Genomic DNA, 14,920 nt, shown 5'->3' with positions numbered 1-14,920 from the left:
GTTTCTGAGTCGTTATTGTCGGACGCTGCAGGTCAGTCCTGCGGCTTCAGCGCTGAACCGGCGTCGGCCGCCGTTGTTCGGCTCGCCGACCCAGTACCTCGTACACCGAGGGGTAGGCCGGTCGTTCCACGTAGCGGCCCGCACCTGGTTCGGCGCGCAGATCGCCGTCGGCCCAGAGCACCCGGCCCTGGCTGATGGTGTGGCTGGGGATGCCGCGCACGGTGCGGCCTTCGAAGATGTTGAAGTCGACCTTCTGGTGGTGGGTAGTGGCCGAAATGGTACGGGTGCCCTCAGGATCCCACAGCACCAGGTCGGCGTCGGCGCCGACGCGGATCGCGCCTTTGCGCGGGAACAGGTTGAAAATCTTCGCCGTATTGGTGGAGGTGAGGGCGACGAACTCGTGCACCGACAGACGACCGCTGTTGACCCCGGCATCCCACAACACCGCCATGCGGTCCTCGATACCCGCGGTACCGTTGGGAATGCGACTGAAGTCGTCGCGGCCCATGGCTTTCTGCTCGGCACAGAAGCAGCAGTGGTCGGTGGCGGTGGTATGCAGGTTGCCCGACTGCAAGCCGCGCCACAGTGCTTCCTGATGTTCGCGGGGGCGGAAGGGTGGGCTCATCACGTAGCCGGCGGCTGTGTGCCAATCAGGGTCACGGTAGACGCTGTCGTCGATCAGCAAGTGGCCCGGCAGCACTTCGCCGTACACCGGCTGACCCTTGGCGCGGGCATAGGCGATTTCGTCCAGCGCCTCCTGGCTGGAGATGTGCACCAGGTACAGCGGCGTGCCCAAGGTCTCGGCGATGCGGATCGCGCGGCTGGCCGCTTCGCCCTCCACCTGCGCCGGACGTGACAGCGGGTGCGCCTCGGGGCCGGTGATGCCTTGGGCCAGCAGCTTGTTCTGCAGGTGGAACACCAGTTCACCGTTCTCTGCATGCACGGTCGGCACGGCGCCCAGTTGCAGACAGCGCTCGAAGCTGGCCACCAGGGTGTCATCGGCGGCCATGATGGCGTTCTTGTAGGCCATGAAGTGCTTGAAGCTGTTCACGCCATGCCGAGCGACCAGTTCACCCATTTCTTCGGCGACCTGCTCGCTCCACCAAGTGATCGCGACGTGGAAACCGTAGTCGCTGGCCGACTTTTGCGCCCAGCCGCGCCACGTATGGAAGGCCTCGAGCAGCGATTGCTGCGGGTTGGGGATGACGAAGTCGATGATCGAGGTGGTGCCGCCAGCCAAGCCTGCGGCGGTGCCGCTGAAGAAGTCTTCACTGGCCACGGTGCCCATGAACGGCAATTGCATGTGGGTATGGGGGTCGATGCCGCCGGGCATCAGGTACTGGCCGCTGCCGTCGAGAATCTGGCAACCGCCGGGGGCTTCGAGGTCTTGGCCGACGGCGCGGATCAGACCGTCTGCACACAGGACATCAGCGCGAAAGCTTTCTTCGTGGGTGACCACGGTGGCGCCACGGATCAACAGGGACATGCCGTTTTCCTCGCAGGCTGACCGGTCGTTTCGCCGGTTCTTGAAATTGTGAGTGCCAGCGTTTCGAGGGTGCAGGGCAATCCTGTCACGCATGACAAGATTGGAATCTAGATGCTGATCGTCGTTTGATCAAGAAAATAATTTATAAGCTTATTCGGTTGGTAAAGTATTGAAAAACAACAATAAAAAGAAGAAATCCCCAATCTGGGGCACGTTCTCACCATTTTGACGCACTTGACAAGATCGAAATCTGGTCAAGATTTTCCATGCGAAATCAGCCGTTTGAAACCTGGCAGGTCGGTGCGAACCACACCGAAAAAAACCAGGCTGCACCAGGGTGATACCGGTGCAGGGGCCAGGGCCGGCCCGAGACGAGCGTATCGACAGAACCCGGTAAGCCCGGTGTAGTCGATCAATGCCTTGCAGATCAGTGAATTACCTCCAGTTGGCAGTGGCCGAGCGTGGTGCCCCGCCTGTTCGGCACGCATCTTGACTGCGGCCCCACCGCCAGGCCGGACCGGAGGTGCAGTACTGGTGATGTGTTTACTCCGGCCATCGAATCAGCCGATGAGCGAATAACTAGAACAATTCTGGAGAAGGCCCCATGCAACAGAGCAGATCGCAGGTGATCGAACATCACGGGCTGTACGAACTGGCAGCCGGTAGCGATGTACTCGACAGCCCCCGTTATAACCACGACATCGCGCCGACCCAGGTGCACCAGCGCACCTGGAACAAATGGCACATCACCGCCCTGTGGGTCGGCATGTCCATCTGTGTCCCGACCTACACCCTGGGTGGGGTGCTGACGGCCTATTTCGGTCTGAGCGTTGGTGAGGCGTTGCTGGCAATCCTGCTGGCCAACCTCATCGTGCTGATTCCGCTGACGCTCAATGCGTTTCCCGGAACCAAGTACGGCATTCCGTTTCCGGTGCTGTTGCGTTCTTCGTTCGGCATCCTCGGCTCCAACGTGCCGTGCCTGATTCGGGCGGTGGTGGCCTGCGGCTGGTTCGGCATCCAGACCTTGTTCGGTGGCCTGGCCATCCACCTGCTGCTTGGCTCGCTGTTCGAGGGCTGGAAGAGCCTGGGCGGCACGGGTGAGGTGATCGGGTTCATGCTGTTCTGGTCGCTGAACCTATGGGTAGTGCTGCGCGGTGCCGAGTCGATCAAGCTGCTCGAAACCCTGGCGGCACCGCTGTTGGTTGCCGTGGGGGTGGGGCTGCTGGTGTGGGCCTTGCCGCACATGTCCATGAGCGAACTGCTGGCCCAGCCGCCGAAGCGTCCGGAGGGCGCTAGCGTGGTGGGGTACTTCTGCGCCGGACTCACCGCCATGGTCGGCTTCTGGGCCACCTTGTCACTGAACATCCCCGACTTCAGCCGCTACGCCCGCAGCCAGAAAGACCAAGTGCTGGGGCAGATCTTCGGCCTGCCGCTGACGATGTTCCTGTTCGCCTCGCTGGGGGTGATCATGACCGCCGCCTCCGCTTCCTTGGTGGGGGAGACGGTGTCCGACCCGGTGACCCTGATCGGCAAGATCCAGAGCCCTGGTTGGGTGGCGGTGGCCATGACCCTGATCGTGCTGGCGACCCTGGCCACCAACACCGCTGCCAACGTGGTGTCGCCCACCAACGACTTTCAGAACATTGCTCCGCGCCTGATCGGTCGCAGCCGCGCGGTCTGGCTCACCGGATTGATCGGCTTGGCGCTGATGGCCCACGAACTGTTCAAGAAACTGGGCTGGATCGTCTCCGATATCAGCTTGGAGACGGTCTATTCCAACTGGCTGCTGGGCTATTCGAGCCTGCTCGGGCCTATCGCCGGCATCATGGTGGTGGACTACTTCCTGGTGCGCCGGCAACGCCTGGACCTGGCCGGACTGTACCGCGATGACGTGTACCCCGCATGGAACCGTGCCGGCTTCCTGGCCTTCGCGGTGCCTGTGGCGCTGACCCTGATGTCGATCGGCAACAGCCGCTTCAGTTGGTTCTACGACTACGGCTGGTTCACCGGGTCGCTGCTCGGTGCCGGCCTGTACTACGCCCTGGGCCGAGTCGCGGTGCGCGGGCCGGCGCCGCTGGTCAAGCCACTGCCTTGAACCCTGAGAACAAGAAAACGCCTGAGGAGACTTGCGATGAAACCGATCGAGCATGTGCTTAATTCCACCGACCGCCATGTCGACAGCGCCCGTTTGTGGCAGTCGCTGATGGACCTTGCACGCCTGGGCGCAACGCCCAAGGGCGGGGTCTGTCGGCTGGCGCTGACCGACCTCGACCGCCAGGCCCGTGACCTGTTCGTGCAGTGGTGCGAAGCCGCCGGCTGCAGCGTCAGCGTCGATGCGGTGGGCAACGTATTCGCCCGGCGTCCCGGGCGTAACCCCGACTTGCCGCCGGTGATGACCGGCAGTCACATCGATACCCAACCCACCGGCGGCAAGTTCGATGGCTGCTTCGGGGTGATGGCGGGCCTGGAGGTCATCCGTACCTTGAACGACTTGGGCGTGGAAACCGAGGCGCCTCTGGAGGTGGTGGTCTGGACCAACGAAGAGGGCTCGCGCTTCGCGCCCTGCATGATGGGTTCGGGGGTCTTCGCCGGCAAGTTCACCCTGCAGGAAACGCTGGCCAAACGCGATGTCGAGGGTGTCAGCGTCGGCGAGGCGTTGCAGGCGATCGGCTACGCCGGATCGCGTGCGGTGCTGGGGCATCCGGTGGGCGCCTACTTCGAGGCGCATATCGAGCAGGGCCCGATTCTGGAAGACGAGCACAAGACCCTCGGTGTGGTGCTCGGCGCCCTGGGGCAGAAGTGGTTCGACCTGAGCCTGCGCGGCGTCGAGGCGCATGCCGGGCCGACGCCGATGCACCTGCGCAAGGATGCATTGGTGGGGGCGGCGGCAGTGGTCGAGGCCGTCAACCGCGCCGCCCTGGGTCACCAGCCGCATGCCTGTGGCACGGTCGGCTGTCTGCAAGCCTACCCAGGCTCGCGCAACGTGATTCCGGGTGAAGTGCGCATGACCTTGGACTTCCGTCATCTGCAGGGCGAGCGGCTGGACGCGATGATCGCCGAGGTGCGCGAAGTCATCGAGCGCACGTGCGAGAAACACGGGCTGAGCTTCGAGCTGACGCCGACCGCCGACTTCCCGGCGCTGTATTTCGACAAGGGCTGTGTCGATGCGGTGCGTGAGTCGGCGAAAAGCCTGGGCCTGTCGCACATGGATATCGTCAGCGGGGCAGGGCACGACGCGATCTTCCTGGCCGAACTCGGCCCGGCGGGGATGATCTTCGTGCCGTGCGAGAACGGCATCAGCCACAACGAGATCGAGAACGCTGCGCCCGAAGATCTGGCAGCCGGTTGCGCCGTGCTGCTGCGGGCGATGCTGGCGGCGTCGCAGGCAATCGCCCTGGGGCGCAAGGCAGCCTGAGGCCTCCCGGAGGATGGGGTCGCCCAGCGACCCCAGAATGACGGTGTGGGCGGCTGGATGAAGATCAGTACATGATCACAAGATCGTCATATTGGCTTACCTATGATCGCGCCATCCTCCACCGCGCGAGGGCCTCACCTTGCCCACACATCATTCATCCTCATCCGACAAGACTCGCTCATTGGCAGGCGCCGCGCACGGTGCCCAGGAAACCGAGCTGCATGGCCTGCTTTGCGGTTTCGTGTTCCGTCCCGGCGAGCCAGGACGCGAGATCGACGCCAATCAGGCCGTGCATCTGATGCAGGAGGACGACGACTCCGAGCATTTTCTCTGGCTGCACCTGAACCTTGCCCACGCCTCGTGCGAACGCTGGATGCGCAGCAACCTGGCGTTGCCGGAGACGTTTTTCGAGACCCTGCGCGAGGGCTCCCGCTCCACGCGCATCGAGCACACCGATGCGGCCTTGCTGGCCGTGGTCAACGACGTGGTGTTCAGCTTTGGGCGGGTGTCCTCCGAGGTGTCGACATTGTGGGCCTGCGCGCGCCGCCGGCTGTTGGTCAGTGCGCGCCTGCATCCGCTGCAGTCGGTGGACACCTTGCGCTCGTCGGTCAAGCGCGGTGAGCGTTTCGACTCGACCGTCGAGTTGCTGATTCACTTGTTGGGCGATCAGGGCGACCTGCTCACCCAGGTGGTGCGTGAAACCACCTTGCATGTGGACCGTATCGAGGATCAGTTGCTGTCCCAGCGCCTGGGTGTCAACCGCGCCGAGCTCAGTACCCTGCGTCGGGCGCTGGTGCGGTTGCAGCGGCTGCTGGCGCTCGAACCCGGCTCATTGCTGCGGCTGCTCAACCGGCCGCCGGAGTGGTTGCGCGAGCAGGACATGCGGCAGTTGCGTGCGGCCACCGAGGAGTTCGCGGTGATCATCAACGACCTCACCGCGCTGGTGGAGCGCATCAAGCTGTTGCAGGAAGAAATCGCCGCCAAGCTGACCGAGGACAACAACCGCACGCTGTTCACTTTGACGGTGGTAACCGTGCTGGCGCTGCCGATCAATATCATCGCCGGCTTCTTCGGTATGAACGTCGGCGGCATTCCGCTGGCCGACGATCCCAATGGATTCTGGGTGCTGGTGGCGCTGGTGTTCACTTTCACGGTGCTGGCCGGGCGCTGGGCATTTCGCAAGCGTGGCGATTACTGACGCCCGGCCACGCGGGTTCAGATCACGCCGCAGGCCATGCGGTCGCCGCCACCGCCCAAGGGCATGGGCATGTCGGCATGGTTGTCGCCGCCAGCATGGACCATCAGGGCCTTGCCTTTGATCTCGGAAATTTTCTTGATGCGCGGGGCCAACACCGGATAGGTGGCGTTGCCATCGGTGGTCACGTACAGCGCCGGCAGATCGCCGAGGTGGCCGTCGCCGTAGGGGCCCAGGTGCTTGCCGGTCTTGGCCGGATCGAAGTGCCCGCCAGCGGCCAGTGCGGCGACCTTCTTGCCATCCTTGACCCCAGCATCGCAACTGCCGTTCTCGTGCACGTGGAAGCCGTGGATGCCAGCGGGCAGCTTGCTCAGTTGAGGCGTGAAGATCAGGCCGTAGGCCGATTCGCTGATGGTCACCTGGCCGATCGGCTGTGGCGCACCGTCAGCGCTGACCAGGTTGATCGGCACCTCCACGGAGGCGGCATGGGCGCCGAGGGAGAGGCTGGCGAGTAGACCGAGGAGCAGCGTGCGTTTCATAGCGTTTTTCTCTTGTGGGTCGTTTGAATGAAGGCCATTGCAAGCTAGGACCGCCGTAACAGCCTAGTCGTTTCCGCGGCCCTATCGCGTAGCACGAAGCCAACGTCGTTCGAACGAGAGAAAACCTGAGGAAGTGGGCTGACAGGCCCGGGGCGGGCGGGCCTGTCAGCAAGTGTTTCAAAGCATGTCGTTCAATGGCTATCCGGCGTAACAGCGCTCTGCTTAGCGGCTGCTGCTTGCGACGCGGGTGTGACGCAAGGTTGGCAAGAGGAAGGCGATGGCCAGTACGCAAGCACCGATCAGCAGCACGAAGCCACCGTCCCAACCGAAGTGATCGACGGTGTAGCCCATCGCTGCGCTGGCGGCGACCGAGCCGCCCAGATAGCCGAACAGGCCGGTGAAGCCGGCGGCGGTGCCGGCGGCTTTCTTCGGCGCCAGTTCCAGCGCTTGCAGGCCGATGAGCATGACCGGGCCGTAGATCAGGAAACCGATGGATACCAGCGCGATCATGTCGACGGTGGGATTGCCCGGTGGATTGAGCCAGTACACCAGGGTGGCCACGGTCACCAGCGCCATGAACACGATACCGGTCAGGCCGCGGTTGCCCCGGAAGATCTTGTCCGACATCCAGCCGCACAGGAGGGTGCCCGGAATGCCTGCCCATTCGTAGAAGAAGTAGGCCCAGGAGGTCTTGTCGACGGTGAAGTGCTTGGCTTCCTTGAGGTAGGTCGGCGCCCAGTCGAGCACGCCGTAGCGCAGCAGGTAGACGAACACGTTGGCCAGGGCGATGTACCAGAGCATCTTGTTGCGCAGCACGTACTTGACGAAGATCTGCTTGGCGCTGAATTCCTGCTCGTGGCTGGCATCGTAGCCTTCGGGGTAATCGTTCTTGTATTCCTCGATCGGCGGCAGGCCCACCGACTGCGGCGTGTCGCGCATGGTGGCAAAGGCGAACACGGCCACCAGCACGGCGACGGCCGCGGGTACGTAGAAGGCCGCATGCCAGTCGTTGGTCCAGCCCAGGCCCAGGATGAACAGTGGACCGATCAGGCCGCCGCCGACGTTGTGCGCCACGTTCCACACCGACACCACACCGCCACGCTCCTTTTGCGACCACCAGTGCACCATGGTGCGGCCACTGGGCGGCCAACCCATGCCTTGGGCCCAGCCGTTGATGAACAGCAGCACGAACATGATGGTCACGCTGGAGGTGGCCCAGTGTGCGAAACCGAACACGAACATCACCGCGGCCGACACCAGCAGGCCGAAGGGCAGGAAATAGCGTGGGTTGGAGCGGTCGGACACCAGCCCCATGAGGAATTTGGAAAGGCCATAGGCGATGGCGATGGCGGAGATCGCCACACCCAGTTGACCACGGGTATAGCCCTGCTCTTCGATCAGGTAGGGCATGGCCAGGGAGAAGTTCTTGCGCAGCAGGTAGTAACCGGCGTAGCCGATGAAGATACCGGCAAAGATCTGCCAGCGCAGGCGGCGGTAAGTACTGTCGACTTGATCGGCGGGCAGTGGCGCCCGGTGTGCGGCAGGGCGGAAGAAGGCAAGCATGGGAAGCTCCAGCGTTGTTGTTTTATCTGCGAAAACGAATATTACATTTTCGTTACAGAAAACAGTACTGCGGCGCTGGCATAACCTGTGGGGCAGGGAGATTTCCTACTGAAGGAGCAGGAGCGGCATGCCGCCGCCCCCGCTGAGGCTCACGGGTTACGGCTGACTCGCCATACGGTGTTGGCCAGATCGTCGGCGATGATCAACGCACCTTTCGGATCGACGGTCACCCCGACTGGGCGTCCTCGGGTCTTGCCGTCTTCGCCACGAAAGCCGGTGGCGAAGTCGATCGGCTCGCCCGCCGGCTTGCCATCGCTGAACGGCACGAAGATCACCTTGTAGCCCACCGGGTTGGGCCGGTTCCAACTGCCGTGTTCGCCGACGAATACGCCATTGGCGAACTGCTCGCCCATGGCCGCCACCGAGAAGTCGACGCCCAGTGCCGCCACATGCGAGCCAAGGCTGTAGTCCGGTTTGATCGCGGCGGCGACCTTCGCTGGGTTCTGCGGCTGGGCGCGGGTGTCCACGTTCTGCCCCCAGTAGCTCCAGGGCCAGCCGTAGAAGGCGCCTTCACGGACCGAGGTGAGGTAGTCCGGCACCAGGTCCGGCCCCAGTTCGTCGCGCTCGTTGACCACTGCCCAGAGTTGACCGGAGTCGGGCTGGATGGTCAGCGCGGTCGGGTTGCGCAGGCCGGTGGCATAGGGCTTGTGCGCGCCGGTCTGGGCGTCGATCTGCCAGACCATCGCCCGATCGACCTCGACCTCCATGCCACGCTCGGTGATGTTGCTGTTCGAGCCAATGCCCACGTAAAGGTAGCGGCCGTCGGGGCTGATGGTCAGCGCCTTGGTCCAGTGGTGGTTGATCGCCGAGGGCAGTTCGGTGACCGTGGTGGGTGCGCCAGTGGCCTGGGTCTGGCCGTCCTGATAATCGAAACGCACCAGCGCATCCTGATTGGCCACGTACAGCTTGCCGTCGGCATAGGCCAGGCCATAGGGCGCGTTGAGGTTCTCGGCGAACACCGTCTGCACTTCGTAGCGGCCGTCACCGTCGGCGTCGCGCAGCAGCGTGAGGCGATTACCGCCCTTGACCTGGGTGTTGCCCTTGGCCTTGATCTGGCTGGCGATTACGTCCTTGGGCTTGAGCTTGGCCGCATTGCCGCCGCGACCCTCGGCAACCAGGATGTCCCCGTTGGGCAGCACCAGCGTCTGGCGCGGAATCTTCAGGTCGCTGGCGATGGCGGTGATGCTGAAGCCCTGGGGTACGGTGGGCTTCTGCTCGCCCCACTGAGTGGGCTCGGCGATCTTCATGCTGGGCAGCAAGCCACGTTCCGGAGCCGGCAGCTTCGGATCGGGACCGCGTGCCTGGGTGGCATCGCCGTCGCCGCCACAGGCGGTCAGCAGCAGGCTCATGCTCAGAGCGGACAACGTCAGTGGCGTTTTCATGCAGCACCTCCGGAACGCAGGTTGGTCAGGCCGACCCAAGTCGCGATGCACGCCAGCACGCTGACGATCACCGACAGCACCAACCCCGAAGGCATCACCGCCCAGGCGTCCTTGGCGTGTTCGAAGGCGTTGATCAGCCCCAGTACCCAGGTCACCAGCAACAGCAACACGTAGAGCACCGGCCGTCCGGCCTTGCGCTCGGCGCGCACCAGGTTGGCCAGCGCGAACAGGAACGCCAAACCGCAGAACAGCAGGCCGCCGGCGATCAGCCAGGCGGCGAAGTTGCTCCATTGAATCTGCATGCTTTGGTAGTAGGCGATGTCGCTGATCAATGCCCCCAGGAATAACGGCACGGTGCCGGCCAGCAGTGTCGCGTGCAGCGGCCCGGGTCGGCAGCGGTAGGGGTCATGGACGGTCGTGGTCATGGCGGCTCCTTGTCGTTCGGCGGTACTGGCCAGCGCGTTTTGCGCTGGCTGCGCCTAGTCAAGGATCGTCGGGTAAAGGCGTTAGTTCAGCGTAATTTCGCGCTCAAACATTCGCCTCGGGCACCAGGCGCGCGCTGCGGTCGAGGTGATAACGGTGCAGATCCTGCGCCAGAATCAGTTGGCCGTCATAGTGAGCGCGGGCTTCATTGCGGATGTCATCGATGTTCGGGCTGCGCCGTGGATCGCCCTGATAGCGTGCGCTGAAGTGAGTCAATACCAGGTTGCGCACGCCTGCGTCCTGGGCGAATTGCGCAATCGCGGCGGCGCTGCTGTGGCCGAAGCTGGCGCCGGTGCGCTCGATCAGCGCTTGGGTGAAGGTCGCCTCGTGCACCAGCACGTCCGCGTCCTTGGCCACTTCGGCGAGCAACTCGGGGCGGTCGTTGTCGCCGCAGACGATGATCTTGCGCGGGGCGCGGGAGGCACGCAGATAGTCTTGAGGGTCGAGGGTACGGCCTTGGTGCGCTACGGCGATGCCCTGCGCCAGTTGCCCCCACAGCGGGCCGCGCGGGATGTGCTCGGTCTCCAATCGTGCCGTATCCAGGCGCGGTTCCGGGTTGACCTCGGTGAACACATAGCCCCGACTGGGCACCCGGTGCGACAGTTGCACTGCGCTGACCTGCACGCTGGCCGAGCGCCAACCGACGAAATCTTCCACCGCGAGTAGACGCAGCTCGAAGGGCAGGTAGGTGTCGCTCACTGCCAATCCCAGACGCACCCAATCGTGCAACGCGGTCGGCAGGATCACATCGAGCGGTTCGCGGCGCCCGGACATCCCCGCGCTGGCCAGCAGGCCGGGCAGGCCGAAGCAGTGATCGCCATGCACATGGGTGATGAAGATCGCGCGCAGGTCGCGTACCGATAGCGGGGTGTGCAGCAGTTGGTGTTGAGTGGCCTCGCCGCAGTCGACCAGGTACCAGCCGCTACCGGTCGCCTCGATGACAGCCGTGGCACTGACGTTGCGCGCCTTGGTGGGAATGCCGGCGCTGGTGCCGAGGAACAACAGGTCCATGCTGGGTCCTTCCTTGAAGTGTGGGGCTATTCTAGGGGGCGATGGCAGAAGTGCACAGGCGGCGGGAGTCCGGCTTTTGGCACACGTCTCGCCGGGGCGCTGCGCTATAGTCCGGCGCACCATCCTCACCTTCACAGGAGTGCTGTCCGTGACCGAGTACACCGCCTTCAAGGTCGAACTGACCGACCACATCGCCCATGTGCAGATCAACCGCCCGGACAAGGTCAATGCGATGAACGCGGCGTTCTGGGACGAGCTGGTGAGGATCTTCCAGTGGATCGACGACACCGAATCGGTACGGGCAGTGGTCATCAGCGGGGCGGGCAAGCATTTCTCCTCGGGTATCGACTTGATGATGCTGGCCTCGTTGGCCGGCGAGATGGGCCCGGATGTGGGCCGCAATGCGCGCCTGCTGCGTCGCACCATCTTGCGTCTGCAAGCCTCGTTCAATGCCGTCGACCGCTGCCGCAAGCCGGTACTGGCGGCGATCCAGGGGTATTGCATCGGCGGCGCCATCGATCTGGTGTCGGCTTGCGACATGCGCTATTGCAGCGCCGATGCGCAGTTCTCGATCAAGGAAGTGGACATGGGCATGGCGGCCGATGTCGGCACTCTGCAACGTTTGCCGCGTATCATCGGTGACGGCATGATGCGCGAGCTGGCCTACACCGGCCGCATGATCGATGCCCAGGAGGCACTGCGCATCGGCCTGGTGAATCGGGTGTACGAAGAGGCCTCGGCCCTGCTTGAAGCGGTATTCGCCATTGCCCGGGACATAGCCGGAAAATCGCCGCTGGCGGTGACAGGCACCAAGGAGATGATCAGCTACATGCGTGATCACAGCATCGACGATGGCCTGCAGTACATCGCCACCTGGAATGCTGCCATGCTGCAATCGCAGGACTTGCGGGTCGCGGTGGCGGCCCACATGAATAAACAGAAACCGACGTTCGCCGACTGAGCCGTTCGACGTACGTGCCTGAAGGACCATGACCATGTCAGCACGCTGGACTACCGCAGTACTCGACCCGCAGATCGCCGGTGGCTGGGCCGTCGCCCGCAGCCCGGCGGGGTTCTTGGTGGATGACAACGGTGCCTTGTTTCCACGCGACTGGCTCAAGCGCCAAGGGCTGGACGTGCTCTGCGAGCACGGCATCGGCCATTTCGACGGCGAGCCGGTCTTCCTCCTCGAACTGCGCAGCGCCACCGACGTGCCAGGCATGACCTGGCGCGGCCTGCGTCCATTCATGCTCGAAGGCGACCTCGAGACCTACAAGCTGCTTGGCTATGCCGCGCAGATCGGCACCTGGGCCCGCGAGCACCGCTTCTGTGGCAGTTGCGGCCAGCCGATGACGCAGATCCGCTGGGAACGGGCGATGCACTGCCTGGCCTGCGACCTGCGCAGTTATCCGCGCATCTCGCCGAGCATGATCGTGTTGGTGACACGAGGCGACGAGGTGCTGTTGGCGCGCTCGCCGCGTTTCGTCAGCGGGGTATACAGCACCTTGGCCGGATTTGCCGAGCCGGGCGAGTCGGCGGAAGATTGTCTGGTGCGCGAAGTCCGCGAGGAGGTCGCGGTGGAGGTCGGTAACATTCACTATGTGGGCAGCCAGTGCTGGCCGTTCCCGCATTCGATGATGCTGGGGTTCCACGCCGAGTATGCCGGCGGCGAGATCGTCATGCAGCCGGACGAAATCGAAGATGCGCGCTGGTTCAACGTGCATGACCTGCCGCCGCTGCCGGCCAATCGTTCCATCGCGCGCTACTTGATCGACCTGTATGTCGCGCGGCGTTTGGGCTTGCCCGAGCCGACGCTGCCCAACTGAGGCCGCGGCGGCTGTTGCCGTCGCCTTTGAGTCAGGCCTGGCCGAACCAGTGCTGCCAGGCCAGGCGCACGGTCAACGCCAGTACCACGGCGATGAAGACCGGACGGATGAACTTGCTGCCACCGCTGATCGCAGTTCGAGCGCCGAAGAACGCGCCGACCATCACCGCCAGGCCCATGGCCAGGCCGACGATGTAATCCACCTGCCCGGAAACCATGAACACCGTCAGCGCTGCAATGTTGCTGACGAAGTTCATGCTGCGCGCCACACCGCTGGCGCGGACCAGGTCGATGGGGTAGAGCAGTAGCGTGCTCACGGTCCAGAACGCGCCGGTACCAGGGCCGGCGACACCGTCGTAGAACCCCAGGCCGAAGCCTTGTGGGAACTGCCAGGTCCGCTTGATCGGGGCTTCAGCGTCCAGGGGGGCCTTGGGCGTGCCGCCGAACAGCAAGTACAGGCCACAGGCGAAAACGATCACCGGCAGCATCTTGTTCAGCCACTCGGCAGGCATGTAGTGGGCAACCACCGCGCCGATCAATGCACCGACCAGCGTGCCGAGAATCGCCCGACGCCATTGGGCGGGATGGAACAGCTTACGGCGGTAGTAGGTGAAGCTTGCAGTGGCCGAGCCGAAAGTCGAGCTCAGCTTGTTGGTACCCAGCACCAGGTGCGGCGGCATGCCGGCGGTGAGTAGGGCGGGCGTGGTGAGCAGCCCGCCGCCGCCGGCGATGGCATCGATGAAACCGGCGACGAAGGCGACTGCAGTGAGGATCAGCAGGGTGAGCGGTTCTACGGTGAGTTCGAAGGGCATGGGACGGCTTTCAGGCAGCGGGCAAGAGCGCGGCAAAACGTCGCGCGCGAGCGGCCATGGTACTGGCCGAGACGCGCGGTTGCCAGTCAAGGGCGGCGATATCAGGGCTGGCCATTGCGGCCGAACAGTCGGTAGCCTTCCGGTTGACCCAAACGCGTCGCCTCAGCGCGCCAGCTCCTGCGCCACGGCGGAAAACACCGAGCCGGTCATTCGCTCGCTGAGCAGTTCCAGCACGCGCATGCCGGCCAGTGAGTTGCCCGAGGCGTTGAGCGCAGGTGACCACACGCAGATGCTGTAGCGCCCTGGCACCACGGCGACGATACCGCCGCCTACGCCGCTCTTGCCTGGCAGGCCAACCCGGTAGGCGAAGTTGCCAGCCTCGTCGTACAAACCACTGGTGGCCATGATCGCGTTGACCTGCTGCGCCTGACGCGGGCTCAGTACCTGCTCGCCACTGTGTGGGCAGTAGCCGCTGTTGGCCAGGAAGGCGAAGCCTCGGGCCACGTCCACGCAGCTCATCGACAGCGCGCAATGGTGGAAGTAACTGCGCAGCACGGCATCGACATCGTTGTGGAAATTACCGAACGCCTGCATCAGGTAGGCCATGGCGGCGTTGCGGGCGCGGTGTTGATACTCGGATTCGGCGACCACTGCGTCGCTGACGATACGCGGATTGGCCGCCAGGCGCCGGACGAAGTCGCGCATCGACAGCGTCGGTGTGGCATAACGCGATTGATTGATATCGCAGATCACCAGCGCTCCAGCGTTGATGAACGGATTACGCGGGCGGCCTTTCTCCACCTCCAACTGGACCAGCGAGTTGAACGCCTGCCCGGAGGGCTCGTAGCCCAGTCGCGACCAGATGGCCTCGCCGCTGTGGTTGATCGCCTGTACCAGGCTGAACACCTTGGAGATGCTCTGGATCGAGAAGGGCGTTCGCGCATCGCCTGCACAGTGCAACTGGCCGTCCAGGCTCTGCACGGCGATGCCCAGCTGGTTGGGGTCGACCTGAGCGAGGGCGGGGATGTATTGGGCGACCTGGCCCTGGCTGAGCAGTGGGCGGACTTGATCGAGGATCTCTTGCAGTAGTGCTTGCATGGGGGCCTGCGAAAGCGATTGGAAAGGAGGTGGGGAACTGGTCTACAAGAC

13 protein-coding genes are annotated in these 14,920 nt (G+C 64.0%); 5 read left to right on the top strand and 8 right to left on the bottom strand.

The features are described from left to right. Window positions 1-46: 46 nt before the first annotated feature. Window positions 47-1,486, bottom strand: a complete 1,440-nt coding sequence (hydA, locus tag Q7C30_RS02015) for a dihydropyrimidinase (protein WP_317870471.1) — start codon at window positions 1,484-1,486, stop codon at window positions 47-49. Between the two features lie 604 nt (window positions 1,487-2,090). Here hydA and Q7C30_RS02010 point away from each other — a divergent pair. The 3 genes from Q7C30_RS02010 to Q7C30_RS02000 all read left to right on the top strand — a co-directional run bounded on the left by Q7C30_RS02010 (window position 2,091) and on the right by Q7C30_RS02000 (window position 6,099). After that, complete coding sequence (locus tag Q7C30_RS02010) at window positions 2,091-3,581, top strand: NCS1 family nucleobase:cation symporter-1 (protein ID WP_039576836.1); 1,491 nt, start codon at window positions 2,091-2,093, stop codon at window positions 3,579-3,581. A gap of 36 nt (window positions 3,582-3,617) precedes the next feature. After that, on the top strand, window positions 3,618-4,901 hold the full coding sequence (locus Q7C30_RS02005; protein ID WP_317870469.1) for a Zn-dependent hydrolase: 1,284 nt from the start codon (window positions 3,618-3,620) through the stop codon (window positions 4,899-4,901). Between the two features lie 181 nt (window positions 4,902-5,082). Next, window positions 5,083-6,099 carry a transporter gene (locus Q7C30_RS02000; RefSeq protein ID WP_317870467.1) on the top strand — a complete coding sequence of 339 codons (1,017 nt, stop codon included), beginning with the start codon at window positions 5,083-5,085 and terminating at the stop codon, window positions 6,097-6,099. Window positions 6,100-6,116: 17 nt separating this feature from the next. Here Q7C30_RS02000 and sodC read toward each other — a convergent pair whose 3' ends face one another. From sodC to Q7C30_RS01975, 5 genes are all read right to left on the bottom strand, one after another. After that, window positions 6,117-6,635 (bottom strand): superoxide dismutase family protein, encoded by a 519-nt coding sequence (gene sodC, locus Q7C30_RS01995; protein ID WP_039576844.1) that lies wholly within the window; start codon window positions 6,633-6,635, stop codon window positions 6,117-6,119. A 222-nt stretch (window positions 6,636-6,857) separates the two neighbouring features. Continuing rightward, window positions 6,858-8,198 (bottom strand): glycerol-3-phosphate transporter, encoded by a 1,341-nt coding sequence (glpT, locus tag Q7C30_RS01990; RefSeq protein ID WP_039576847.1) that lies wholly within the window; start codon window positions 8,196-8,198, stop codon window positions 6,858-6,860. Window positions 8,199-8,347: 149 nt separating this feature from the next. Further along, on the bottom strand, window positions 8,348-9,640 hold the full coding sequence (locus Q7C30_RS01985) for a sorbosone dehydrogenase family protein (protein ID WP_317870466.1): 1,293 nt from the start codon (window positions 9,638-9,640) through the stop codon (window positions 8,348-8,350). Beyond that, a complete protein-coding gene (locus Q7C30_RS01980) occupies window positions 9,637-10,065 on the bottom strand; it encodes a DUF2231 domain-containing protein (RefSeq protein ID WP_039576850.1) in 429 nt (142 codons plus the stop codon). The genes Q7C30_RS01985 and Q7C30_RS01980 overlap by 4 nt, the downstream gene beginning before the upstream one ends. Window positions 10,066-10,168: 103 nt before the next feature. Continuing rightward, window positions 10,169-11,134, bottom strand: coding sequence for a ribonuclease Z (locus Q7C30_RS01975; protein WP_317870465.1), 966 nt, complete (start codon window positions 11,132-11,134; stop codon window positions 10,169-10,171). Between the two features lie 148 nt (window positions 11,135-11,282). Here Q7C30_RS01975 and Q7C30_RS01970 point away from each other — a divergent pair, with 148 nt between their 5' ends. Together Q7C30_RS01970 and nudC are read left to right on the top strand one after the other, a co-directional pair. After that, window positions 11,283-12,095 carry a crotonase/enoyl-CoA hydratase family protein gene (locus Q7C30_RS01970; protein WP_317870464.1) on the top strand — a complete coding sequence of 271 codons (813 nt, stop codon included), beginning with the start codon at window positions 11,283-11,285 and terminating at the stop codon, window positions 12,093-12,095. Between the two features lie 34 nt (window positions 12,096-12,129). Then, a complete protein-coding gene (gene nudC / locus Q7C30_RS01965; RefSeq protein ID WP_317870463.1) occupies window positions 12,130-12,960 on the top strand; it encodes an NAD(+) diphosphatase in 831 nt (276 codons plus the stop codon). Between the two features lie 31 nt (window positions 12,961-12,991). On the opposite strand, the gene Q7C30_RS01960 is transcribed toward nudC, so the two are convergent. Then, entirely contained in the window at window positions 12,992-13,771 is a 780-nt protein-coding gene (locus tag Q7C30_RS01960; protein ID WP_039576859.1) for a TSUP family transporter, read from the bottom strand. A gap of 162 nt (window positions 13,772-13,933) precedes the next feature. Further along, a complete protein-coding gene (gene glsB / locus Q7C30_RS01955) occupies window positions 13,934-14,869 on the bottom strand; it encodes a glutaminase B (RefSeq protein WP_039576861.1) in 936 nt (311 codons plus the stop codon). Window positions 14,870-14,920 lie beyond the last annotated feature (51 nt).

Origin of the sequence: Pseudomonas sp. RAC1 (assembly GCF_030658255.1) — a bacterium.
Taxonomy (GTDB): Bacteria; Pseudomonadota; Gammaproteobacteria; order Pseudomonadales; family Pseudomonadaceae; genus Aquipseudomonas; species Aquipseudomonas boreofloridensis.
This window is presented reverse-complemented; position numbering and strand designations above follow the sequence as displayed.

Coding starts and splice junctions, on each gene's coding strand:
- hydA (WP_317870471.1), bottom strand. CDS start 1,486: ATGTCCCTGTTGATCCGTGGCGCCACCGTGGTCACCCACGAAGAAAGC.
- Q7C30_RS02010 (WP_039576836.1), top strand. CDS start 2,091: ATGCAACAGAGCAGATCGCAGGTGATCGAACATCACGGGCTGTACGAA.
- Q7C30_RS02005 (WP_317870469.1), top strand. CDS start 3,618: ATGAAACCGATCGAGCATGTGCTTAATTCCACCGACCGCCATGTCGAC.
- sodC (WP_039576844.1), bottom strand. CDS start 6,635: ATGAAACGCACGCTGCTCCTCGGTCTACTCGCCAGCCTCTCCCTCGGC.
- glpT (WP_039576847.1), bottom strand. CDS start 8,198: ATGCTTGCCTTCTTCCGCCCTGCCGCACACCGGGCGCCACTGCCCGCC.
- Q7C30_RS01985 (WP_317870466.1), bottom strand. CDS start 9,640: ATGAAAACGCCACTGACGTTGTCCGCTCTGAGCATGAGCCTGCTGCTG.
- Q7C30_RS01980 (WP_039576850.1), bottom strand. CDS start 10,065: ATGACCACGACCGTCCATGACCCCTACCGCTGCCGACCCGGGCCGCTG.
- Q7C30_RS01975 (WP_317870465.1), bottom strand. CDS start 11,134: ATGGACCTGTTGTTCCTCGGCACCAGCGCCGGCATTCCCACCAAGGCG.
- nudC (WP_317870463.1), top strand. CDS start 12,130: ATGTCAGCACGCTGGACTACCGCAGTACTCGACCCGCAGATCGCCGGT.
- Q7C30_RS01960 (WP_039576859.1), bottom strand. CDS start 13,771: ATGCCCTTCGAACTCACCGTAGAACCGCTCACCCTGCTGATCCTCACT.
- glsB (WP_039576861.1), bottom strand. CDS start 14,869: ATGCAAGCACTACTGCAAGAGATCCTCGATCAAGTCCGCCCACTGCTC.